The following is a 22,397-nucleotide window of genomic DNA, read 5'->3' as shown; positions in this document are numbered from 1 at the left end:
CAAGGCACAGAGCGGGTTTCAACTTGCCTCTTGGATCTTGTCTCTTGTCTCTGCGCTTTCATCCATCCCACGGCAGCCGCGCCAGCTCCGCCCGGGTGAAGAAGCGCCCATGGCGCATGAAGCCCGCGATGATGCCTTCCTTGAGCGCAGTGATGCGGCCTTCCTCGTCCCGTTCAACCACCCAGTGATCCGGCAGGCTGTCCAGCAGGTGCACGGCGGACAGGCTGCCGTCCAGGTTCACCGAGAGGTGGGTTTCCTGGCTGTCCAGGTCCCGGAAGGCGGGCAGAAAGCCCAGGATGGCCGCGCCGGCAGTCATCTCCGGGATCTCCCGGTAGGCGGGGCTGGTGATGCGGTCGTGGGTCAGTTCGCTGCTGTGCATGGTCCGGGCTCTCCGTGAGGGCGGTGGTCTGTTCCCCCTGTTATGCTTTACGGCAGCGCGCGGGAATTCTTTAATGGGATCTGTGCGCGAACCGATGGGGCCCCGGTGACGGGGCGGTGGGAGGCCTCTTCCCATGGAACACACAAGAACAAGGAGTCTGCATGTCCGCTGAAGCCCTGCTTGGCCTGTGGGCCGAATCGTTGCCGGTGTCTCTGATCATCTGGCTGGTGCTGCTGGTGGTGGTGCTCTACGCCGGCCGGCGCTGGATCGAGCCCCTGGCCGCGACCGTGCTGGGCGGGGTGGACCGGATGCTGCGCTACAGCGCCCGCTCGGTGCGCGCCGCGGCCCGCTGGATGGACCGCCGCCAGCGCCTGTACCTGCGCTGGCTGGAGCGGGAGCGTCTGGACCAGCGCCTGTACCGGGAGCTGCGCGGCCTGCATGACCGGGTGAACCGGGACCTGGGGGGTTATCCGGTCCTGCAACACAGCCTGCATACCCAGATCCAGCGCCTGGAGCGGGACTATCACGCCACCGAGGACGTGCCTCCGCCGGAACCGGCCTGGCTGCGCACCGTGGCGGACCTGGCCGCCAACCCGCCCCAGGGGGATCCCGCGGTGGCGCGGGTGCTGGAAGACATCCATGACGGTCTGCAGCGGGCCAGTCGCGCCTCCCTGGAGCAATACCAGGCGGCCAGCCGCAAGCGCCTGGAACTGTTGCGGGACATGCTGCCCGCCTGGCGTGCCCTGGGCGAGCGGCTGCGGGGCGTGGAACAGGCCATCCAGGGGGTGACCGCACGCAGCCGTCAGGTGGACGAGGTGCTGTCCCGGGAACGGGCCTTGGCCGATGGCGGCCCGGAGCTGGATGCGGGTCTCGGTGTCGGGGCCATCGGTCGAACCCTGCTGGGCCTGCTGTTGCTGGGTCTCATGGCCGTGGCGGCGGCGACGAGCTTTTATCTGATCCAGCGCCCCATGGCGGAGAGTTTCGGCATGACCGAAACCCTGGGTCCCTGGCCGCTGGCCTCCGTGGCCGCGGGCGTGCTCATCGCCCTGGGCATCGCCGCGGGCCTGCTGATGACCGAGACCCGGCGGATGAGCGGCCTGGTGTCCGCCTTGGGGACCCTGGACCAGCGTGGCCGGGCGCGGTTGTTCTGGGCCGGTCTGCTGGTGCTGGCGGTGGTGGCGAGCCTGCAGGGGGCGCTGGCCTTCTCCCGGGACATGCTCCTGGGCCGTGACCAGTGGCTGGCCCTTATCATGTCCGGCGAGCCGGATCCCGTGATGGCCGCGACCCAGTGGATTCCCACCCTGACCCAGATGGTGATGGGCGTGCTCCTGCCCCTGCTGCTGGCCTTGAGCGCCGTGGTGCTGGACTCCTGCCTGCGCCACGGCCGGGCCGTGCTCGGCATGCTTGCAGCCCTTGCCCTGCACCTGCTGGGGTTTGCCCTGGGCCTGGCGGGCAGGCTGGTGCGCTGGATCGCTGCCCTGGTGGCGGTGATCTACGGGCTGCTGATCTTCGTGCCGGTGAAGCTTGAGGCACTGGTTCGGCAGAAGGCCAACGGTCGGGGGCTGAAGTTGGAAGGCTGAATTGGGAAGTGGGAATGGAAGTACGAAGTGTGAATTGGGAAGTGTGAATTAAACCAACTCCCTCTACTCTCAGGCAGAGGGTTGGGGCGAGCTGAACGGCCTTGATTTATTTCCCACTTCCAAATTCACCCTTCTACCTTCAATCAACACTGCTCCCACGGCAGCCCGTGATAGCGCCAGCCGCCCTTGGTTGAGCGGTGGTGCTGTTCGTCCAGGTCCCCCTCGAAACCCTCGTTCACGTTGAATACCTTCCGGATACCGGCCTCCAGCAGGGCGCGGCCGGCCTCCTTGGAGCGTTTGCCGCTGCGGCAGATGAGCACCACCGGCGCGCAGTCCTCCGGCCCTTCGCACAACACCCCGCCCAGCAGCAGCTTGCGCACCTCGGTGACGAAGTGCGGGTTGATGGTCCAGTCCGGCTCGTCCATCCAGGGGATGTGGATGGCCCCCATCGGATGCCCCACGAACAGGAATTCCATGGTGGAGCGCACGTCCACCAGCAGGGCGCGAGGGTTGTCGTGGACCAGGTCGTGGGCCTCCTGGGGGCTGAGGCCCACGGGGGTGAGAGGGTCAGTCATGGCGCATTCTCCCGGGGTGATCTGCTTCAAGCATAGCGCAGCAGTGCATGGGTCAAGGTTTATCGGCTCGATTCAGGTTTTGCTTATGTTTCTTGATCCCAATCAATTGTTGGTGAACGGGGAAGGGTTAGCGTTAATCCATGCGCACCGCCAAAGACGGTGGCACACGGATTCCAACAACTCCTTCAGAGGGGAGATGCAATCATGAAAAAATGGCAAGCGTTCGCAGCCGCCGGCTGCCTGGCCCTTTCCGCCGCCCCTGCCATGGCCCTGGATCAGGGCGATATGCTGGTGCGCTTCGGGCCGACCTGGGTGATGCCCAATGATGATAGTGGGGCTGTCAGCGCGAACGGCACTGCTATCGCGGGTTCTGGGGTTGAGGTGGATAATGGCGTTGCGCTCGGGATCAGCTTCACCTACATGATGACGCCGAACCTGGGTGTCGAGGTGCTCGCGGCCACCCCGTTTTCCCATGACGTGAAGGGCAAGGGGAGTTTGCAGGGGGAGGGTACTATTGCCACCATCAAGCACCTGCCGCCCACCGTGTCTCTGCAGTATCACTTCTCGGACTTCGGTCAGTGGCGTCCCTATGTGGGTGCGGGCATCAACTACACCACCTTCTTCGACGAAAAAGGCAAAGGTAACTTCGCGGGTGCGGACGTGAGCCTCAAGGACTCCTGGGGCTGGGCCTTGCAGGCAGGGATGGATTTTGATGTGAACGATCGCTGGTTCGTGGGCGCCAGTGCCTACTACATCGCGATCGACACCACCGCGACCATTCGCGCTGGCGCCGATACCGTCAAGGTCGACGTGGACATCGACCCCTGGGTCCTGATGGTCGGCGGCGGTCTGCGCTTCTAAAAGGCCAATTCAACATTCAAAATTCAAGATTCAAAGGGAGGGCAACCACTGTCTCTTCCTTTGAATCTTGAATCTTGAATCTTGAATCTTGAATCTTGAATCTTGAATCTTGAATCTTGAATTTTGAATTCCGAATCGCGCCTCAGCGTGCCCGCTTTTCCCGCACCAGGTTCACCAGCCTGAGCAGCATGCCCAGGTTCTGTTTCTCCACGGCGCTCACCTTCGGGTCACGCTCCACGGCATCGCGTCCCAGACGCTCCAGTTCCGTCAGTTCCTCGTCGCTCAGCTTCTCGAAGTTGAAGCCCTCGCCGTAGCGCTGCTCCAGGCTGTCGAAATAATCCGCCAGGGGCGGGCGGTAATCGTCGTCTGTGCTCATGGCGCGGACTCTCTGGAATGGATTCGCGCCGATTGTAACAGTCCTGAAAACCGTTCCGTTGCGCCGTGTTATGTGACTTTCGCACGGCAGCCTGCGGGCAGGGGCACGTAGAATGTGGCGATTTTCCTCAGTCCATGCCGGAGGTCTCCGCGTGAAGTCCGTTGTGCTGCTGCTCTGCCTGCTCCTGTTCTCCGCCGCCTTGCACGCGGAGACCGCCTATATCAGCGACGACCTCAACGTGGCCATCCGTTCCGGCAAGACCTTCCAGCACCGCATCATGCGTTTTGTGCCCAGCGGCGCCCGGGTGGAGGTGCTGCAGCGGGACGAGGACGGCTACGTGCTGATCCGCACCCAGGAGGGCACCGAGGGCTGGCTGGAAGGCAGCAACCTCGCCAACCAGCCCCATGCCCGGGATCGACTCGCCCAGGTGGAGCGTCAGCTCGCGACCCTGCGCGATCAGCGGGGAGAGCTGCAGGGCCAGATCCAGGCCCTGCGCGGCGAGCGTGACGAGGCCCTGGGCCAGGTGCGGCAGACCCAGTCCGAGCTGGAACGCCTGGCCACCGAGATGGAGAACCTGCGCCAGGCCGCCGCCCGGCCCCTGGAGCTGGCCGAGGACAACGAGCGCCTGCGAGGCCTGCTGGGTCAGACGCGCACCCGGGCCGAGACCCTGGAGCGGGAGCTGGCCGAGGTGAAACAGACCGAGCAGCGGGAGTGGTTCATGGTCGGTGCCGGCGTCACTGTGGGCAGTATCCTGCTGGGCATCATCCTGACCCGCATCCGCTGGCGCCGCCGCAACGACGGCTGGTCCTGATCTGCATCGATCTCTCGCCAGGGCCAGGGCGGGTCGTTCTGATCGGCACAGAGTGACTTCTTGTCTGGGCGACTTTGCGAAAGATGGGCATTCCCGTTCCGAATGACGGGCTTTGACGGCACGGGATCCGGGGGAATATATTCGGCACATCGAATGTCACCCTGCCGGAGTGCTTCCTATGGTCCGATTCCTTGCCGCGCTGGCCGTACTGGCCGCGCTGTTCACCACCGTCCAGGCCGATGAGCTGGACGAGATCCTCAAGCCCATCCAGGTCACCGAGCGGGTCTGGTACTTCAAGGGTTCGCTGGAAGGCCGCACCTATGAGAACCAGGCCTTCACCAACAATCTGGCCTTCGTGGTCACCGATGAGGGCGTCGCGCTGATCGACAGCGGCCCGTCAAGCCAGGTGGCCGAGCGCGTGGCCCGGGCCGTGGCCACGGTCAGCGACAAGCCCATCCGCTGGGTGATCAATTCCGGCAGCCAGGACCATCGCTGGCTGGGCAACAGTTACTTCGCGGAGCAGGGCGCCGAGATCATTGCACTGAAGCGCACCGCCGAGACCCAGGCGCGCTTCGCCGATCAGCACATGGCCCGTCTGCAGGGGGTCCTGAAGGAGCGCCTGGAAGGCACCCGCCCCATGCCGGCCCCCGAGCCGGTTGATGCAGATCGTCATGCCATGACCCTGGGCGGCGTGGACTTCGAGCTGATCTATGCCGGTGACGCCCACTTCCCCGGCGACGTGCTGGTGTGGTTGCCCGGCGAGAAGACCGTGTTCACCAGTGACGTGGTTTATCTGGATCGCATGCTCGGTATCCACCCCTGGAGTGACATCCGCGGCTGGCTCGAGGCCTTCGCGGCCCTGGAGGCCCTGGAACCCGAATACGTCATCCCCGGCCACGGCAGGGCATCGGATCTGGCCCAGGCCCGGGCCGATACCGGCGACTACCTCCGGGCCATCCACGACGGCGTGCGCGAGGGCCTGGAGAACTGGGAGCAGCTGGACCAGACCGTGGAGCGCCTCGGCGAGATGCCCGAGTTCCGCCACCTGACCCACTACGACGAATGGCACCGCATGAACATCAACCGGGTCTACCTGGACCTGGAGGCCAATCCCTGAGCCCTCGTACGCAGAGCTCTCTCTTGTAGGAGGCCCGACCCCGGGCCGAACGGGGTGATGGGGACTCGATCCCCGGCATTCAACGCAGAGAGCGCAAAGACGCGAAGCACGCAAAGAGTTCATGTCAAAAAGCTTTGCGTTCTCTGCGTGATCAACTGGCCTTAGATAGCTACCCGGGGATTCGCGGCTGCCGGGCAACGCGGAGGACACCATGGACACCCAAGGCATGCTCGAGTACGCGCTCGACGTGGAGCGTCTGGATGCACACGGAAGTGTCGCCCGTGCCGCCAAGGGCGCCGAGGTGGTGCTGGACACCGACATGGCCGGGCGCGACGATGCCTTGAGCCCGCCCGAACTGCTGCTCGCGTCCCTAGTGTCCTGAGTCAGAGATTCGTTACATTACAGCGGGCCTGTACGGGATGCACGGCAAGGCGCACGAGCGAAGGACGGGCAGGCCCATTCGAGCGAGAGCAACGCGGCCGAGCGCCCGTACAGGCCCGCCCGCGGGGAGCCCCGCACAAGACCCAATGCGGCGTTGCGGTCCTTGCCAAGGGCTTGCCATTGCCTGCGGCCCGCGCCTTGCCTTGGGTCTTGTGCGGGGCTCTGAAATGCAACGAATCTCTGACTCAGGACACTAGCCGCCTGCATGATCCGCGCGACCCAGCGGGCGCTGCCCCTGCTGCGCGTGGAAATTTCCGGCCTGTCCATTCGCCTCAAGGGCTGGCGCCAGGACAGCCCGCCGGCCATTGCCCGTATCGAGTACGAGCTCATCGTCAGGACCGAGGCCGACGAGGAGATGCTCGAGCTCCTGCATCTGAACGTTCAGAAGGGCACCATTTACCACACCCTCAGCAAGGGTACGCAACTCGAAGGCACCGTCCGCGCGGCCTGACGATGCAAAAAAGGGGTTCTTGCCTCTTGTCTCTTGTCACTTGCCTCTAGCGCATTATTTGAAAGCCCCGCTCCGCTTCGGTAGGATTCGGCGGGTTCGAGCGCCAGCCCCGCCGGACCTGGGGCAGCCCATAACCCACAAGAACACGGTAGCCACCATTTCCCCATGCTGTTCGCTGTCCTCTCGGGATTCCTGATCGCCGCGGTCGCACCGTGGCTGCACCGCCTATCCGGCCGCCACAGCGGCTGGCTGCTGGCCCTGCTGCCAGGCGCGCTGTTCGTCTACTTCCTCGGATTCATCCCGGAGGTCTCCGACGGCTCGGCGGTGCGCCTGGTCTATCCCTGGGTGCCGGGGCTCGATATCCAGCTCTCCTTCCTGGTGGACGGCCTGTCGCTGCTGTTCGCCCTGCTGATCTCCGGCATCGGCTTCTTCATCGTCGCCTACGCCGGCCGCTACCTGGAAAAACACCGGGATCTGGGCCGCTTCTACGTGCTCATCCTGTCCTTCATGGCCTCCATGCTGGGCCTGGTGCTTGCGGACAACCTGATCGCCCTGTTCGTGTTCTGGGAACTGACCAGCATCACCTCCTACCTGCTGATCGGCTACAACCACGAGGACAAGTCCGCCCGCCAGTCGGCCCTCCAGGGCCTGTTCGTGACCGTGGGCGGCGGCCTGGCCCTGCTCACCGGATTCATCATGCTGGCCATCGTCGGCGGCAGTTACGAGCTGTCCGAGATCCTGGCCTCCGACGGTCTCCAGGAGCATGCCTGGTACCTGCCCATGCTGCTGCTGATCCTGGCGGGGGCGTTTACCAAGTCCGCCCAGGTGCCGTTCCATTTCTGGCTGCCCAATGCCATGGCCGCGCCCACGCCGGTGTCCGCCTACCTGCACTCCGCCACCATGGTGAAGGCGGGCGTGTATCTGCTGGCGCGCCTCAACCCCGGCCTCGGCGGCACCGAGACCTGGCTGCTGATCCTGTCCCTGTTCGGCGGGCTCACCATGCTCACCGGCGTGTTCCTCTCGGCGCGCAGCACGGGGGTGAAGAAGGTGCTGGCCTATTCCACGGTCATGGCCCTCGGCACCCTGGTGATGCTCATCGGCGTGGGCACCGAGACCGCCATCATCGCCGCCGTGACCTTCCTGCTGGCCCATTCCCTGTACAAGGGCGCGCTGTTCCTCATCGCCGGCATCCTGGACCATGAGGCCGGCTGCAAGGACTTCCTGCAGACCGGCGGCCTGCGCCGTGCACTGCCGGTGACCACCTTCTTCGCCGCCATCGCCGCCCTGTCCCTGGGCGGTGTGCTGCCCCTGTTCGGTTTCATCGCCAAGGAGCTGATGCTGGAGGCGGTGCTCGACGCCCCGTCGGTGTCCGGCATCCTCACCGCCTTCGCCGTACTCACTGCCATCCTGGGCGTGCTGGTGGCCGCCATCGTGGGCATCAAGCCCTGGTTCGGTCCCCGGGTGGAGACCCCCAAGACGCCCCACGAGGCGCCCCCGGCCATGCTCGCCGGTCCCGCCGTGCTGGCCTCCCTTGGCCTGATCTTCGGCCTGGCGCCGTGGCTCGCCGAGGGCGGCATCCTGGCCGCCGCCGCCACGGCCGTGTACGGCGCGCCGCTGACGCCGAAGCTGGCGCTCTGGCACGGCATCAACGCGCCACTGATGATCAGCATCGCCGGTCTGGTGCTGGGTCTGCTGCTCTACACCCAGTGGGCGCGGTTCCGTGCCGCCTTCGCCTGGCTGGACCCCCTGGCAGCCCGCATCGGGCCCGAGCGCCAGTACGAGCGCATCATGGCCGCCATGGTGGCCAGTGCCGACTGGCAGACCCGGGTGTTGCAGAACGGTTACCTGCGCTACTACCTGCTGCTCATCCTGATCACCACCCTGCTGATGGTGGGCATCACGGCGCAGATCTTCGATATCTCCATCGGCGAGCTCTCCGTCACCGGCGTGCAACTGCAAGAATGGGCCATCCTGGGCATCATGCTGGGCGCCGCGTTCGTTGCGGTCACCTTCCGTTCCCGCCTGGGCGCCGTGGCCTCCCTGGGCGCGGTGGGCTTCGCCGTGGCGCTGATCTACGTGCTGTTCAGTGCGGCGGATGTGGGCATCACCCAGGTGCTGGTGGAGACCCTCACCGTGCTGCTGCTGGTGCTGGTGCTGTTCCGTCTGCCCGGTTTCCTGAACCTGTCCTCGCGACTGGTGCGCATCCGCGACGCCATCGTCGCCCTGTCCGTGGGCGGCATGATGACCCTGCTGATGCTGAGCACCGCCCATACCCGTCTCTACGACAGCATCTCCAGCTATTTCGTGCAAGAGAGCGTTGCGTCCGGCTATGGCCGCAATATCGTCAACGTGATCCTGGTGGACTTCCGCGCCCTGGATACCCTGGGTGAGATCTTCGTGCTGGCGCTGGCCGCCGTGGGTGTGTACGCCATGATCAAGCTGCGCGCGGAGGACAAGAAGCAATGAACATGCAGTCCCTGATCCTGCGCACCGCGGCCCACTTCCTGCTGCCGCTGCTGATGCTGTTCTCCGTGTTCCTGTTGCTGCGCGGCCACAACGAGCCGGGCGGCGGTTTCATCGGCGGCCTGGTGGCCGCGGCGGCCATCCTGCTGCACCTGTTCGCCATGGAGATCAAGTCCGCCCGCAATGTGCTGCACGTGGATCCGCGCACCCTGATGGGCGTGGGTCTGGCGCTGGCGTCTCTGTCCGCCGTGCCCGCCGCCTTCCTGGGTCAGGCCTTCTTCACCGCCCAGTGGCTGACCCTGGACGTCCCGGCCCTGGGTGAACTGAAGGTGGGCACCGTGCTGCTGTTCGACATCGGGGTGTACCTGGTGGTGATCGGTGCGGTGCTGACCATCATGCTGTCGCTGGCCGAGGCGGAAGACTGATTTGAAGTGGGAAGTGTGAATTGGGAAGTGGAAATGGAAGTGCGAGGTGGGAATTGGGAAGTGAGAAGTGAATAGATAACGATCAGGGAGGCTCCGGGTCATGGATGATTTGCGGGGCAGGACGAAGCGCCTGGCGCTTAACGTAATTCGATTTGTGGGGCAGCTGCCGGGGTCAATGGAGGGGCGAATCATCGGTAGGCAGGTACTGCGCTCGGCGACATCGGTGGGCGCGCATTATCGGGAATGCCGACACAGCCGCTCCCGGGCGGAGTTCAGAAGCAAGCTGGGCCTCGCCCTGCAGGAGCTTGAAGAGACGCTCTACTGGCTGGAATTGTTGAAAGAATCCAAGGTGTCCGCGGGCCCAGGGCTTGAGGCACTCATGAACGAATGCGACGAGTTGATCGCCATATTGATTGCATGCATCAAAACAACCAAACAATCAGGCAAGGCATGATGGCCAATGCGAGGGTAGGTGAAGCGGGTTTCCATTCCCACTTCCCAATTCTCCCTTCCCATTTCAGGAGCGTTTCCACATGGAAACGTTAATGGCGTTCGCCGTCGGCGGCCTCTATGCCGCCGCCATCTACATGATGCTGCGCCGCTCCATCGTGAAGCTGGTGATCGGCCTTGTGCTGTTGTCCAACGCGGCGAACCTGCTGATCTTCACCGCCGCGGGCATGGATCGCGGCCTGCCGCCGCTGATCCCGGAAGGCATGCTGGTGCCCGACGGCCCGGTGGCCGATCCCCTGGCACAGGCGCTGATTCTCACCGCCATCGTGATCGGCTTCGGCGTGCTGGCCTTCGCCGTGGTGCTCATTCACCGGGCCTACGAGGTGGTGCGCGCCGATGACATGGACCAGATGAAGGACACCGACACATGAGCACCATGGTCGCGTTGCCCGTCATGCTCCCGCTGATCGCGGGTGCGGTGTCCCTGGCCCTGTGGCGGTCGCGCTTAGCCCAGCGTTCCATCGGCGTGGTGGCCAACCTGGCGCTCATGTGGGTGTCGGTGGAACTGCTGCTGCTCACCTGGAACGAGGGCATCCAGGTCATGCACATGGGCAGCTGGCCGGCGCCCTTCGGCATCGTGCTGGTCTCCGACATGCTGGGTGCCATCATGGTGGTGCTCACGGCCATCATCGGCCTGGCCACCGCCGTGTACTCCCTCTCCGGGGTGAGCCGGCGCCATGAGCACTACGGCTACTACCCGCTCATGCACCTGTTGCTAGCGGGCGTGAACGGCGCCTTCCTCACCGGCGACATCTTCAACATGTACGTGTGGTTCGAGGTCATGCTGGTGGCCTCCTTCGCCCTGCTGATCCTGGGCGGCGAGCGGGCGCAGATGGAAGGCGCCATCAAGTACGTGACCCTGAACCTGCTGTCCTCGGCCCTGTTCCTGTCGGGCATCGGCCTGCTCTACGGGCTGACGGGCACCCTGAACATGGCGGACATCGCCGTGAAGCTTAACGACCTGGAAGACACCGGGCTGATCACCGTGATTGCGATGCTGTTCATGGTGTCCTTCGGCATCAAGGCCTCCGCCTTCCCGTTCTTCTTCTGGCTGCCGGCCTCCTACCACACGCCCCAGGTGGCGGTCTCGGCCCTGTTCGCCGGCCTGCTCACCAAGGTGGGTGTGTACGCCCTGTTCCGGGTGTTCAGCCTGATCTTCGACCACGACGTGGGCTACACCCACACGCTGTTGCTGTGGATGGCGGCACTCACCATGCTCACCGGCGTGCTGGGTGCGGCGGCGCAGTTCGAGTTCCGGCGCATCCTGTCCTTCCACATCATCAGCCAGATCGGCTACATGATCCTGGGCCTGGCCCTGTTCACGCCGCTGGCCATCATCGGCGGCGTGTTCTACCTGATGCACCACATCATCGTGAAGGCCAACCTGTTCCTGGTCAGTGGTGTGGTGTTCCGGCTCAAGGGCACCCATGAACTCAAGGACCTGGGCGGGCTGTACCGCAGCCATCCCTGGCTGGGCGTGCTGTTCCTGATCCCGGCCCTGTCCCTGGCCGGCCTGCCGCCCCTGTCCGGTTTCTTCGCCAAGTTCATCCTGATCCGCGCCGGCGTGGAGGTGGAGGCCTGGTGGATCGTCGCCGTGGCCCTGGTGGTGGGTCTGCTGACCCTGTATTCCATGATCAAGATCTGGGCGGAGGTGTTCTGGAAGGCCCAGCCGGAAGGCGTCTCGCACCCGGTGGATCCCGCGGCCCACCAGGGTGGCCTCTGGCTCATGGTGCTGCCGATCGTCGGCCTCGGTCTCATGACCCTGTTCATCGGTCTCTGGGGTCAGCCCATCTACCTGCTGGCCGAGCGGGCCGCGGTGGAGATGCTGGATTCGTCCCGCTATATCGATGCGGTGCTGGGCTCGGCCCAGGGGGTGCGGCCGTGATCGCCCTGGTCTGGAACTTCGCCCTGGCCCTGGCCTGGGTGGCGCTCACCGGCAGTTTCACCGGCGTCAACCTGCTGGTGGGTTTCGTGCTCGGCTACGTGATCCTGGGCTTTGCCCTGCGCCACAAGCCGGTGTTCGCCAACTACGTGAGCAAGGTGCCGCGCTTCATCCGTTTCATCGGCTTCTTCATCTCCGAGCTGGTCATGTCCAACCTCAAGGTGGCCTACGACGTGCTCACCCCCACCCATCACATGCGTCCGGGGGTGATCGCCTTTCCGCTGGAGGCGCGCACCGACGGCGAGATCACCATCGTGGCCAACCTGATCTCCCTGACGCCGGGAACCCTGAGCCTGGACGTCTCCAGCGACAAGAAGGTGCTCTACATCCACGTGATGTACCTGGATGACGAGCGGCAGGTCCATGACAGCATCAAGTACCTGGAGTCCCGGGTGCTGGAACTGCTGCGTTGAACGGAGGAAGCATGCTGCAGATCGCCGCCATCCTGTCCTACCTGCTGCTGAGCCTGGCCCTGCTGTTCGGCTTCATACGCCTGGTCAAGGGCCCGACCCTGCCGGACCGGGTGGTGGCCCTGGAGCTGATCGCCTCGCTGACCATCGGCTACATCGCCGTGTACGTGATCACCAGCGGCAAGACCGCGTTCCTGGACGTGGCCATGGTGCTTGCGCTCACCGCCTTCCTGGCGGCCGTGGGTTTTGCCCGTTACCTGGAGAAGGGAGGCCAGCGCGATGATGATTGAGATGCTCACCGGCATCCTGCTGGTGGTGGGCGCCGCGTTCATGCTGATCGCCGCCCTGGGCGTCTGGCGCATGCCCGACCTGCTCACCCGCATGCATGCCACCACCAAGGCCGGCGTGCTGGGCGCGGGCCTGATGCTCGCGGGCGTGGCGATCTTCTTCGCCGAGGTCAACGTGCTGGTGCGCGCCCTGGCCGTGATCATCTTCGTGATGCTCACCGCGCCGGTGGCGGCCCATGTCATCGGCCGCGCCGGCTACTTCGTGGGTGTGCCCCTGTGGGAGCACACGCTGAAGGACGAGCTCAAGGGCCGTTACGACGGCAAGACCCATACGCTGGCGAGTCCGCCCGAGGCCGCTGAGCGGTCGAAGGATGAAGGCTGAAGGGCAGGCCCGAATCACAAGCCATTGACCCCGAGTAGGAGGCCCGACCCCGGGCCGAACTCGCCGGGGCTTGGGCGGTTCGGCCCGGGTCGGGCCTCCTGCGGCGTTTGACAGGTCCGCGGATCCGCGCCAGCCTCTTCATCTGAGTCTCTGCGAGCGTCACCTCCCCCGATGAATGTCCGCGACCTGATGACCCCCGAGCCGATCACCGTCGCCCCGGAAACCCCGGTGGCGCAGGTGATCGCCCTACTGGTGAGCCAGGGCGTCAATGGCGTGCCGGTGGTGGATGCCTCGGGCGCGCTGCTCGGCATGGTGACCAGCGGTGACCTGATCCATCGCCTGGCCGACGAGCGCCTGGAACCGCACTCCTCCCTGTGGCGCGAATCCTTCTACCGGTCCGTGTTCAGCGCGGCCCACCGGGATGCCCCGGATCCCGCCGAGGGCGCGACCGCCGCCCAGGTCATGAGCCGCGACACCGTGTGCGTGGCGCCGGAGGATGACATGGTGGTGGCGGCGCGCCTGCTGATCGCCCACGGGGTGAAGTCCCTGCCGGTGCTGGAGGCGGGGCGTCTGGTGGGCATGATCTCGCGCATGGACCTGCTGCGCTGTCTGCACGCCCATCCCGACTGCTGCAATCCCCTCAAGAAGACCGACTGAGCCCATGTCCCGGTCCGAACTGCGCGCTGTCCGTTCATGCTGCTGACCGCGCTGGCCATCTTTGTCGTCACCCTCGTGCTGGTCATCTGGCAGCCCCGGGGGCTTGGCATCGGCTGGAGCGCCGTGGCTGGCGCCCTGGTGGCGCTGGCCACCGGCGTGGTGGGTCTCGCCGACGTGCCGGTGGTGGTGGACATCGTCTGGAACGCCACCCTCACCCTGGTGTTCATCATCATCATCTCCCTGCTGCTGGACGAGGCGGGCTTCTTCGAGTGGGCGGCGCTACACGTGACCTGTTGGGGGGCGGGCAGCGGTCTGCGCCTGTACGTGTTCATCGTGCTGCTGGGGGCGGCGGTCTCGGCCATGTTCTCCAACGACGGCGCGGCGCTCATGCTCACCCCCATCGTGCTGGAGATCCTGCGTGCCCTGGGCTTCGGCGCCGGGGCCATGCTGGCCTTCGTCATCGCGGCGGGCTTCATCGCCGACACCGCGAGCCTGCCCCTGGTGATCTCCAACCTGGTGAACATCGTCTCGGCGGACTTCTTCGGCATCGGTTTTCTGGAATACGCCCGGGTCATGGTGGTCGTGAATATCGTCTCGGTGCTGGCCTCACTGGCCGTGCTGGTGCTGCTGTTCCGCCGCCGCATCCCCGCCCGCTATGACCCCTCGCAGCTGCGCGCACCCCACGAGGTGATCCGGGACGCCGCCGTGTTCCGCGCCGGCTGGTGGGTGCTGGGCCTGCTCCTGGCCGGCTTCGTGGTGCTGGAACCCATGGGGGTGCCGGTGTCCTTCGTGGTGGGTCTGGGCGCGGCCCTGCTGCTGGGCGTGGCGGCCCGGGGGCGGGTCATCGCCATTCGCCGGGTGCTGGGCAACGCACCCTGGCAGATCCTGATCTTCTCGGTGGGCATGTACCTGGTGGTCTACGGCCTGCGCAATGCGGGGCTGACCGCGGAGCTGGCGGGGCTGCTGGACTGGTTCGCCGGACAGGGGGTCACGCTGGCGGCCCTGGGCACCGGTTTCCTGGCGGCGTTCCTGTCCTCGGTGATGAACAACCTGCCGGCGGTGATGGTGGTGGCGCTCGCCATCGACGAGTCCGGGGCCGCGGGGCTTGTGAAGGAGGCGATGATCTATGCCAACGTGATCGGCTCGAATCTCGGCCCCAAGATCACCCCCATCGGAAGCCTCGCCACGCTGCTCTGGCTGCACGTGCTGGCCCGCAAGGGGATCACCATCACCTGGGGTCAGTACATGCGCATCGGGCTGCTGATCACGCCGCCGGTGCTGCTGGTGACGCTGCTGGCCCTGGCGGGGTGGATCTCTTTGAAGTGAGAGGTGTGAATTGGGAAGTGCGAAGTGAAAATCCTACTTCCCAATTCACCCTTCTCACTTTTCAACCACTTCCAGCGTCACCTCCACATTCCCATGCAGGGCCTTGTGCACCGGGCACTGGTCGAGCATGCGGTAGAGGGTCTGGCGGCCCATCTCGTCCAGCTGCGCATCCACGTGCAGGCGTACCCGCAGGGCGTCGATGCAGCACTGCTGCACGCTCACGCCCCAGTGCATCTCGATGCGCAGGGTGGGGGGGAGCTTGCGGCGTTCCAGGAAGCGGCCGGCGAATTCCGACAGGCAGCCGCCCAGGGCCACGGCCAGGTGTTCCACCGGGCGCAGGCCCAGCACACCGTGGTCGGATGCCTCCCGGGGCTCCAGGTGCAGCTGTCCGTCGGCCCCGCGATGCAGGACCAGCGTGCCGCTGGATGGGGGTTTGACGCCACCGGGATGGGCCGGAGACGAGGGGGGCGAGACGGGCAGGGTGTTGGCATCCATTTCCATCATGATTGCTGAGGCTAGTAGTCCGGCGGTCATGGTGAAACAGCCTGTTTGGGATATGCCTCAGGGAAAATGGGGATACTGGTCCGGGCCGGGTCACTTGTATGCCCGGGGTGGCATCCGCTAGGGTGGGCGGCTTATCCGGGGGAGGGGATCAGGATGGAGACGGTAACGCGGGAGCGGCTCAATATCGGCGTGCTGGCCACCAGCCAGGCCTTCTACAGCATCACGGCCATCACGGTCATGACCCTGAGTGGCCTGGTGGGTCTGCACCTGAGCCCCGATCCGGCGCTGGCGACCCTGCCGGTCTCCGCGATGATGCTCGGCACCCTGCTCACCACCCTGCCGGCCTCCCTGTACATGCAGCGCGTGGGTCGCCGGGCGGGTTTCCTGACCGGCACGACCCTCGGTGGCCTGGGCGGCCTGCTCAGCGTCTGGTCCATCGGCATCGGTTCCTTCTGGATGTTCTGCGCCGCGAGCCTCCTGTTCGGCTGCTACCAGGCCTTCTCCATGTACTACCGCTTCGCCGCCGCCGACGTGGCGCGGCCCGTGTGGCGCAGCAAGGCCATCTCCCTGGTGCTGGCCGGTGGCGTGGTGGCCGCGATCCTCGGGCCGCTCAATGCCAGCCGCGCCGTCGACCTGATGCCGGGCCTGCCCAATGCCGGACCCTACGCGGTGGTGGCCGGCATGTCCCTGCTGGCCTTCCTGTTGCTCCTCTACCTGCGCGTGCCCCCTGCCCACGAGCCGGACGGTGACGCACAACGTCGTCCCATGGCCGCGATCGCCCGCCAGCCCGCCTTCGTGGTGGCGCTGATCTCCGGCGCACTGGGCTACGGCATCATGGCCCTGGTGATGACCGCCACGCCGCTGGCCATGCGCGCCGAGGGCTTCAGTCTCAACCAGGCGGCCTTCGTCATGCAGTGGCACGTGTTGGGCATGTTCGCACCGTCCTTCGTCACCGGGCACCTGATCGCCCGCTACGGGGTGCTCAACATCATCACCGCCGGCACGGTACTGCTGTTCGCTGCCGGACTGACGGCCTCGGGCGGCGTGAGCATGGCCCACTTCTGGGTCGCGCTGTTCCTGCTGGGGGTGGGCTGGAATTTCCTGTTCGTGGGTGGCAGTCACCTGCTGACGCTCACACACACCCCCGCCGAGCGGGGCAAGACCCAGGGGGCCAATGACCTGGCCATCTTCGCCGTGGTGGCCTGCGCCTCGCTCCTGTCCGGCGTGCTCATTCACCAAGTGGGCTGGGCGATACTCAACCTGGCCATGATGCCCTTCGTGCTGATCGTTTTGCTGGCAGTGCTGTGGTTGCGGGGCAGGGGATTGGGTGTCAGGAGTGAGGGGTGAGAAGAGAGAAGCGTGTATGGAAGCGTGCGAAGCAAAAAGCCTGACATGTTGTCGCGCGTGGCAGGCCGCATGAGTTGCTTCACACCTTTCCCCTGATGCATCACGCCTCCCTCTCCCCCCAGCCGTTATCGCTCTCTCATCATGGGCCCACCCATTCCCGGCATCATCCCCATGCCGTGGGGACCCGAGCGCAGGCGCTCACGTTGTTCCTCGGTGAGCAGGGCGCGCATATCGTTCATGGCCTTGACGCGCGCCTCGATGAGGGGGCGCTTGAGTTCGGCGATGCGTGCGTGGCCCTGACCTATAGCTGCGGGATCAGGCGTCTCGGAGGCCATGAGTTCCTGCAGATCCTCTTGGGCCTCCATGAGCCGGCCCATGTTCTCCCATTGCTGGCGGCGCATCTCCCGCTGAATGCGGCGCATCTGTACCTGTTGCTCACGCGTCAGGTCCATGCTGTAGCCCATACCCATACCCATACCCATACCCATACCCATACCCATACCGGGTCCCATGCCCATACCGGGTCCCATGCCCATACCGGGTCCCATGCCCATGCCGGGTCCCATGCCCATGCCGGGCCCCATGCCCATGCCGGGCCCCATGCCCATGCCGGGCCCCATGCCCATGCCGGATCCCATCATGGGGCATCCGCCCATCATGCCCATCCTGCCCTGCATGCCGGGCATCATGCCCATGCCGCCACGTTGTTGTTGCTGCATCATGGGCATATCGTCGCGCTCGCCCATGGGCATGCCATGCTGGGTGGTCAGCGCCGTTGCCGGTGCGAGGATCAGTGCGAGCAAGCCACTGGCGGCCAGGTATCTGATCTGTCGGTTGGTCTTCATGTGGAGATCTCCTCTTGTGTCGTCAATGTCAAGGAACACTGGCGGCGGTGCCGCCGGTGATCCGGGGCTCATCTCGGTGGATGAACATAGGTGAATCGCACGATTGCCGGCGTGTCTGCACCGGGTCGTGCGATCGTGATCTGGATGTCGTAAGGACCTTCGCCGCGCAGGGTGAAGTAGTTGCCATAGGTGATGGTGTCGTCGATGCGCATGGACTCGAGCGGTCGGCTTACGCCGGCCAGACCCAGGGCCGCAACACGCGCCTCCACCTGCGCATCCTTGATCTGGTCACCGCTTTCGGCGTCGAACACGGCCGCCATTACGTGAAAGACGTGTCGACCGCGCGGGATGCCGTTGTGCATCACCGCCTCGGGGTGATCCTCGTGATGGCCTCGAACCATTGCCGCCGGCAGCACCCCCAGGTACACGACAGTACCGTTCGCCACCTGTCGGTATCCGGGATCAGCTGTGGCCGTATGGAAGCCCAGCAGCGCCACCCAAAGTGACACGGCGATCATGCTGGAGAAGATATGCCGAATATTCATGGTGTCCTCCTCGATTGTCTGAAAACATCGCTCCGGCCCGTGCTTCTCTCATCGCGCAGGGAGGTTGTGGCCGCGCGTAAGGCGGCTTCAGAACGATGCGACACGTACCACAGATACGACAGCACCACCGGGCAGGAGAGCATCACGGCGACCAGGAGCAGGGTCCAGAGCGACCAGCCCCACCACCACACCACCAGCGCGGCGGTACCGGGCATCAGCACAAGACAGACGACTTTGTTGACGGTGCGTATCGAAGGCATGGGAATCACCCTGTCGACAGTCTTGCGCGCTTGAGCAGCATCGAGTTGCCGATCACCGAAAGCGAACTGGCGGTCATGGCAATCACGCCGATCATGGGGTGCAGCAGGCCGACGGCGGCGATGGGGATCGCGGCGCCGTTGTAGAACCAGGCCCAGAACAGGTTCTGCACGATCTTGCGGAAGGTCAGACGCGAGAGCAGGATCGCCTCAACCACCTTGGTGAGTTCGCCGGACACCAGGGTGACATCGGCGGCCTCGATGGCCACGTCGGCACCGGCGCCGATGGCGATGCCCACGTTGGCCTGCTTCAATGCCGGGGCGTCATTGATGCCGTCGCCCACCATCGCCACATGGGGACCGAAGCGCGCCTGAAGCTTGCGGATCTCGTCCACCTTGCCCTCGGGCAGGACGCCCGCGAGCACCTCGTCGATGCCCACCTCCTCGGCCACGGCGCGCGCCGCCCGCTCGTTGTCGCCGGTGACCATGGCCACCTTGAGACCGAGGGCGTGCATGGCCTCGATGGCGCGCTTCGACTCGGGCTTCAACGCATCGGCCACGGCGACGATGCCGACGGCATGGCCGTCCCGGGCCACCAGCACCGCGGTGCGGCCCCTGGATTCCAGTCGGTCGAGCGCCGTGTCCAGTGTCTCCAGGCCCCGGACGCCGGATTCCTCCAGCAGGCGCCGGTTGCCGATCAGGATACGCGCACCCTCGACGGTGCCTTCCACGCCCCGGGCGGTGACGGATCTGAAGCTCTCCACGGGCGCGATCTCCACGCCGCGGCCTTTCGCGCCATCCACAACGGCCCGGGCGAGGGGATGTTCGGAGGCGTTCTCCACGGCAGCCGCGAGCCGCAGCACCGCCTGTTCATCCCTGTCGGCGGCCACCACGTCGGTGAGTTCCGGCTCGCCCCGGGTGATGGTGCCGGTCTTGTCCAGCACCACCATGCGGATGTCCTTCAGCGTCTGGATGGCCTCGCCGGAGCGGATCAGCACGCCGCGTTCGGCGCCGAGCCCCGAACCCACCATCAGCGCCGTGGGCGTGGCGAGCCCCAGGGCGCAGGGACAGGCGATCACCAGCACGGCGATGGCGGCGAGCAGGGCCAGGATCACCGGTCCCCGTCCCGGGTCCACCCAGGGCAGGAAGCCCGCGCCCCAGTCGAGGATCGGACGCAGGGTTTCGGGCAGGAACAGCCAGGCAAACAGACTCGCCAGTGAGATCACGAGTACCGCCGGGACGAAGCGGGCCGTCACCCGGTCGGCAAACTCCTGGATGGGCACTTTCGAGGACTGGGCCTGCTCCACCAGCTTGATGACCTGGGAGAGGAAGGTGTCCGCGCCCACCCGGGTTGCGCGCACCTTGAGTCGGCCCTCCTTGTTGATGGTCGCCCCCAGTACCGGGGCGCCGGGGGACTTCTCCACCGGTATGGACTCCCCGGTGGCGATGGACTCGTCCACGTGGCTGTCGCCTTCCACCACTTCACCGTCGGTGGGGATCTTCTCGCCCGGACGCACGATCATCACGTCGCCGATGGCCAGTGCCTTGACCGGGACTTCCACCTCCTCGCCGTCGCGCTCGACACGTGCTGTCTTCGCCCCCAGGGTGAGCAGCTTGCGGATCGCCTGGGAGGCGCGGCCCTTGGCGCGGTTCTCCAGGTAGCGCCCCAGCAGGTGGAAAGTCATGATGGTGGCGGCCATCTCGATGAACGAGGTCATGGGGTAGACAAAGCCCACCAGGCCGATGAGATAGGGCGGCAGGCTGCCCATGGAGATGAGCACGTCCATGTTCGCGGTGCGGTTGGTCAGCGAGCGCCAGGCGGAGACATGAGTGGCCCAGCCGCCGTGGAGAAACACCACCGGGAAGGCCAGTGCCGCGATCACGGCGAGATATCCGGGTATGGGGGCGACGAACATGTGCACCATCATCAGCACCATGATCAGCGTGGCGGGCACCGCCGCGATCACGAAGCGCCGCCAGGCGCGGGTCAGGTAGGCCGACTCCACGTCCGCCTCTTCGCTGGGTGCGTCGGTGGAGACCGAGGCCACCTCGTAGCCGGCCCGCTCCACGGCCGCCCGCAGTGCCTCCGGCGCGGGACCGTCGTCTGTCAGCCTCACGATGACCTGGTGACTTGAGATGTTGGTGCGGATCTCACCTACGCCGGGGAGGCGTCGAAGGGAGTCCTTGACCAGACCCGCGCAGTGGTCGGAGCCCATGCCGGGCACGATCAGCCGCACTTCGGTGCCGGAAGATGCCGCCTTGCCGGAATCGGGGTCCGTGGCCACTTCGTAACCGGCTCGCTCCACCGCCTTGCGAAGCGCGTCGTGGTCGACGAGTGTCGGATCGAAGTCTATCTCCACATGGTGGTTTGCGATGTTGCTGTGTACCTCGCTCACGCCCGGCAGCCGTCGCAATGAAGCGGAGACGATCCCTGCGCAATGGTCGGAACCCATACCCGGCACGCTGAGCGAGGTCCTCTGGTGCGGCCTGTTCGATTCTCCGGAATCGGAGCGGACTTTGCGGGTGTCCAGATCGATTCTGTTCATTCAGCCTTGCTCCTCGCCCGTCAGGGCGGCGGTGGCCTGGTCAGCGGGGCACCACGGCCATCTGGTGGCCTTCACCCGCCGGCAGTGCGATGGTCGCGGTGACCTCGAGGGATTGCTGGTCGATCACCCAGATCACGGGATCCTGACGGCTGGACACATACACGAAACCGGTGCCGGGGATGGCATTGAGGTGATAGGGCGCGGGCGCGAGCGGCACCGAGCGCATCTTCCCGCTGCCGGTGTCCAGGGCCGTCAGGGTCTCGGCCTTCTGGCTGCTGATGAACAGCGTCCTGCCGTCATCGCCCATGTCCAGACCGTGCACGTTGGCACCGATCTCGTAGGTCGTGGTCACCTGCCCGTTGTCCAGTGATACCGCCGATACCGTGCCGGCCCGCGGGTTGCTCACGTAGAGGGTGCGTTGGTCGGATGCGAAGACCATGTGTTCCGGGGACGGGCCGGCCTCCAGTGTGCGCAAAGGCTTCCAGGTCGCCAGATCGATCTCGGTGATCGTGTTGTTGCCGCTGTTGCTGACATAGGCGCGATCGCCTTCCCGTGTGATCAGTGCGTAATTGGGCGCCGGGCCGGTGGCGATGCGCTGGATGATCGTGTTGTTCGTCAGGTCGAGCACGCTGATATCGCCTCGGGTCGTGTGGGTGGAGATCACGTAACGCCCGTCCGGGGTGATGGCCTGGTGATGGGTCCAGCCGGCCACGGCTATGGTAAGCATCACGTGTCCGTGTGCCGGGTGAATCAGGTACAGGCGGCTCGTGGGCGTTTCGTGGGCGGTGCCCGGAGGCGCCGCTGTCTCCGCAAGGCTTCCGGCGATCAGGTATTCGCCGTCCGGTGTCACCACGAGCCCGTGAGGATTCTCGACGCCCTCGTAGCGCGCCGTGATCCGATGCGTGGCCGCATCCACGGCGATCACCAGGTTGCCAGCGCCCAGCGGAATGTAGACGGTGGGGCCCCCCATGGCGGCGAGTGGCCAGGCAAGCGATGCGAGCAGGATGAGAATGCGTAGGGAGGGAATCATGGCCGTCTCCTGTCCCTGATTCGGGACTTGGGGTCGACCACCCGGTGGTCGACCCGTGAGGGCGTTCACTTGTCGCTGAAGAGGTACTTGATCACGGCCGCAAGTCCCAGGACGAGCAGCGCGAGGATCAGGATCCAGATCAGTGAGTGTCCGAGGCCGAAGCCCCACATCCAGCCGGTGCCTTGTTCGTGCATCATGGTGTTGTCCTCTGTCACGTAAGAGTGCGCCCCGAACGGATGACCCATGGGGCGGTGATCTCGGTGGATGCATCACCCGGTGTTGCCGGGTGCGAATCCGATTGGATCAGAGGGATCTGGGTGGACGCTGAAT

General features: G+C 65.5%; 26 protein-coding genes and 1 pseudogene. 17 read left to right on the top strand and 10 right to left on the bottom strand.

Annotation, left to right across the window (positions count from 1 at the left end; translation table 11 throughout):
• Positions 1-58 precede the first annotated feature (58 nt).
• On the bottom strand, positions 59-379 hold the full coding sequence (locus TGR7_RS12745) for a hypothetical protein (protein WP_012639088.1): 321 nt from the start codon (positions 377-379) through the stop codon (positions 59-61).
• 161 nt (positions 380-540) lie between these two features.
• On the opposite strand from TGR7_RS12745, the gene TGR7_RS12740 reads away from it, so the two are divergent.
• Positions 541-1,959, top strand: a complete 1,419-nt coding sequence (locus TGR7_RS12740) for a hypothetical protein (RefSeq protein WP_012639087.1) — start codon at positions 541-543, stop codon at positions 1,957-1,959.
• A 143-nt stretch (positions 1,960-2,102) separates the two neighbouring features.
• Here TGR7_RS12740 and TGR7_RS12735 read toward each other — a convergent pair whose 3' ends face one another.
• Positions 2,103-2,534: a rhodanese-like domain-containing protein gene (locus TGR7_RS12735; RefSeq protein WP_012639086.1), complete on the bottom strand. Its 432-nt coding sequence runs from the start codon at positions 2,532-2,534 to the stop codon at positions 2,103-2,105.
• 204 nt (positions 2,535-2,738) lie between these two features.
• On the opposite strand from TGR7_RS12735, the gene TGR7_RS12730 reads away from it, so the two are divergent.
• On the top strand, positions 2,739-3,395 hold the full coding sequence (locus TGR7_RS12730) for an OmpW/AlkL family protein (protein ID WP_012639085.1): 657 nt from the start codon (positions 2,739-2,741) through the stop codon (positions 3,393-3,395).
• A gap of 142 nt (positions 3,396-3,537) precedes the next feature.
• Here the strand turns inward: TGR7_RS12730 and TGR7_RS12725 are convergent, their stop codons facing one another.
• Positions 3,538-3,771 carry a hypothetical protein gene (locus TGR7_RS12725; RefSeq protein WP_012639084.1) on the bottom strand — a complete coding sequence of 78 codons (234 nt, stop codon included), beginning with the start codon at positions 3,769-3,771 and terminating at the stop codon, positions 3,538-3,540.
• A gap of 151 nt (positions 3,772-3,922) precedes the next feature.
• On the opposite strand from TGR7_RS12725, the gene TGR7_RS12720 reads away from it, so the two are divergent.
• The 14 genes and pseudogenes from TGR7_RS12720 (at position 3,923) to TGR7_RS12655 (ending at position 14,993) form a co-directional block, all read left to right on the top strand.
• Complete coding sequence (locus tag TGR7_RS12720; protein ID WP_012639083.1) at positions 3,923-4,582, top strand: TIGR04211 family SH3 domain-containing protein; 660 nt, start codon at positions 3,923-3,925, stop codon at positions 4,580-4,582.
• Between the two features lie 178 nt (positions 4,583-4,760).
• Positions 4,761-5,699, top strand: coding sequence for an MBL fold metallo-hydrolase (locus TGR7_RS12715; protein WP_012639082.1), 939 nt, complete (start codon positions 4,761-4,763; stop codon positions 5,697-5,699).
• A 211-nt stretch (positions 5,700-5,910) separates the two neighbouring features.
• Entirely contained in the window at positions 5,911-6,081 is a 171-nt protein-coding gene (locus tag TGR7_RS12710; protein ID WP_420084399.1) for a hypothetical protein, read from the top strand.
• A gap of 243 nt (positions 6,082-6,324) precedes the next feature.
• Positions 6,325-6,591: pseudogene (locus TGR7_RS12705) on the top strand (OsmC family protein); the annotation flags it as partial.
• Between the two features lie 165 nt (positions 6,592-6,756).
• On the top strand, positions 6,757-9,057 hold the full coding sequence (locus TGR7_RS12700; RefSeq protein ID WP_012639081.1) for a putative monovalent cation/H+ antiporter subunit A: 2,301 nt from the start codon (positions 6,757-6,759) through the stop codon (positions 9,055-9,057).
• Positions 9,054-9,479, top strand: a complete 426-nt coding sequence (locus tag TGR7_RS12695) for a Na+/H+ antiporter subunit B (protein ID WP_012639080.1) — start codon at positions 9,054-9,056, stop codon at positions 9,477-9,479. Before TGR7_RS12700 ends, TGR7_RS12695 begins: the two co-directional genes overlap by 4 nt.
• A 100-nt stretch (positions 9,480-9,579) precedes the next feature.
• On the top strand, positions 9,580-9,933 hold the full coding sequence (locus TGR7_RS12690) for a four helix bundle protein (protein WP_012639079.1): 354 nt from the start codon (positions 9,580-9,582) through the stop codon (positions 9,931-9,933).
• 79 nt (positions 9,934-10,012) lie between these two features.
• Entirely contained in the window at positions 10,013-10,360 is a 348-nt protein-coding gene (locus tag TGR7_RS12685) for a Na+/H+ antiporter subunit C (protein ID WP_012639078.1), read from the top strand.
• Complete coding sequence (locus tag TGR7_RS12680) at positions 10,357-11,874, top strand: Na+/H+ antiporter subunit D (protein ID WP_012639077.1); 1,518 nt, start codon at positions 10,357-10,359, stop codon at positions 11,872-11,874. Before TGR7_RS12685 ends, TGR7_RS12680 begins: the two co-directional genes overlap by 4 nt.
• On the top strand, positions 11,871-12,344 hold the full coding sequence (locus TGR7_RS12675; protein WP_012639076.1) for a Na+/H+ antiporter subunit E: 474 nt from the start codon (positions 11,871-11,873) through the stop codon (positions 12,342-12,344). Before TGR7_RS12680 ends, TGR7_RS12675 begins: the two co-directional genes overlap by 4 nt.
• Before the next feature lie 11 nt (positions 12,345-12,355).
• Positions 12,356-12,631 (top strand): MrpF/PhaF family protein, encoded by a 276-nt coding sequence (locus tag TGR7_RS12670; protein ID WP_012639075.1) that lies wholly within the window; start codon positions 12,356-12,358, stop codon positions 12,629-12,631.
• Positions 12,624-13,010 carry a monovalent cation/H(+) antiporter subunit G gene (gene mnhG, locus TGR7_RS12665; RefSeq protein WP_041441863.1) on the top strand — a complete coding sequence of 129 codons (387 nt, stop codon included), beginning with the start codon at positions 12,624-12,626 and terminating at the stop codon, positions 13,008-13,010. The genes TGR7_RS12670 and mnhG overlap by 8 nt, the downstream gene beginning before the upstream one ends.
• 171 nt (positions 13,011-13,181) lie before the next feature.
• Positions 13,182-13,667 (top strand): CBS domain-containing protein, encoded by a 486-nt coding sequence (locus tag TGR7_RS12660; protein ID WP_012639073.1) that lies wholly within the window; start codon positions 13,182-13,184, stop codon positions 13,665-13,667.
• A 36-nt stretch (positions 13,668-13,703) separates the two neighbouring features.
• Positions 13,704-14,993, top strand: coding sequence for an arsenic transporter (locus tag TGR7_RS12655; protein WP_012639072.1), 1,290 nt, complete (start codon positions 13,704-13,706; stop codon positions 14,991-14,993).
• A 54-nt stretch (positions 14,994-15,047) separates the two neighbouring features.
• Here the strand turns inward: TGR7_RS12655 and TGR7_RS12650 are convergent, their stop codons facing one another.
• Positions 15,048-15,497 (bottom strand): OsmC family protein, encoded by a 450-nt coding sequence (locus TGR7_RS12650; RefSeq protein ID WP_012639071.1) that lies wholly within the window; start codon positions 15,495-15,497, stop codon positions 15,048-15,050.
• A 153-nt stretch (positions 15,498-15,650) separates the two neighbouring features.
• Between TGR7_RS12650 and TGR7_RS12645 the strand changes: the two genes are divergently transcribed.
• On the top strand, positions 15,651-16,844 hold the full coding sequence (locus TGR7_RS12645) for an MFS transporter (protein ID WP_012639070.1): 1,194 nt from the start codon (positions 15,651-15,653) through the stop codon (positions 16,842-16,844).
• 125 nt (positions 16,845-16,969) lie between these two features.
• Here TGR7_RS12645 and TGR7_RS12640 read toward each other — a convergent pair whose 3' ends face one another.
• From TGR7_RS12640 to TGR7_RS17915, 6 genes are all read right to left on the bottom strand, one after another.
• Positions 16,970-17,689, bottom strand: coding sequence for a Spy/CpxP family protein refolding chaperone (locus TGR7_RS12640; protein ID WP_012639069.1), 720 nt, complete (start codon positions 17,687-17,689; stop codon positions 16,970-16,972).
• Between the two features lie 68 nt (positions 17,690-17,757).
• Positions 17,758-18,234: a hypothetical protein gene (locus tag TGR7_RS12635; protein ID WP_012639068.1), complete on the bottom strand. Its 477-nt coding sequence runs from the start codon at positions 18,232-18,234 to the stop codon at positions 17,758-17,760.
• Entirely contained in the window at positions 18,231-18,494 is a 264-nt protein-coding gene (locus tag TGR7_RS12630; RefSeq protein WP_012639067.1) for a hypothetical protein, read from the bottom strand. Before TGR7_RS12630 ends, TGR7_RS12635 begins: the two co-directional genes overlap by 4 nt.
• A 5-nt stretch (positions 18,495-18,499) precedes the next feature.
• Positions 18,500-21,037 carry a heavy metal translocating P-type ATPase gene (locus TGR7_RS12625; protein WP_012639066.1) on the bottom strand — a complete coding sequence of 846 codons (2,538 nt, stop codon included), beginning with the start codon at positions 21,035-21,037 and terminating at the stop codon, positions 18,500-18,502.
• 40 nt (positions 21,038-21,077) lie between these two features.
• Positions 21,078-22,067, bottom strand: a complete 990-nt coding sequence (locus tag TGR7_RS12620) for a YncE family protein (protein ID WP_012639065.1) — start codon at positions 22,065-22,067, stop codon at positions 21,078-21,080.
• 65 nt (positions 22,068-22,132) lie between these two features.
• Positions 22,133-22,264 carry a hypothetical protein gene (locus TGR7_RS17915; RefSeq protein ID WP_281054567.1) on the bottom strand — a complete coding sequence of 44 codons (132 nt, stop codon included), beginning with the start codon at positions 22,262-22,264 and terminating at the stop codon, positions 22,133-22,135.
• Positions 22,265-22,397: the final 133 nt, after the last annotated feature.

The sequence above is a fragment of the Thioalkalivibrio sulfidiphilus HL-EbGr7 genome (assembly GCF_000021985.1).
Taxonomy (GTDB): Bacteria; Pseudomonadota; Gammaproteobacteria; order Ectothiorhodospirales; family Ectothiorhodospiraceae; genus Thioalkalivibrio_A; species Thioalkalivibrio_A sulfidiphilus.
Note: the sequence above shows the minus strand (reverse complement) of the source record. Positions and strands in the feature narration are given on the sequence as shown.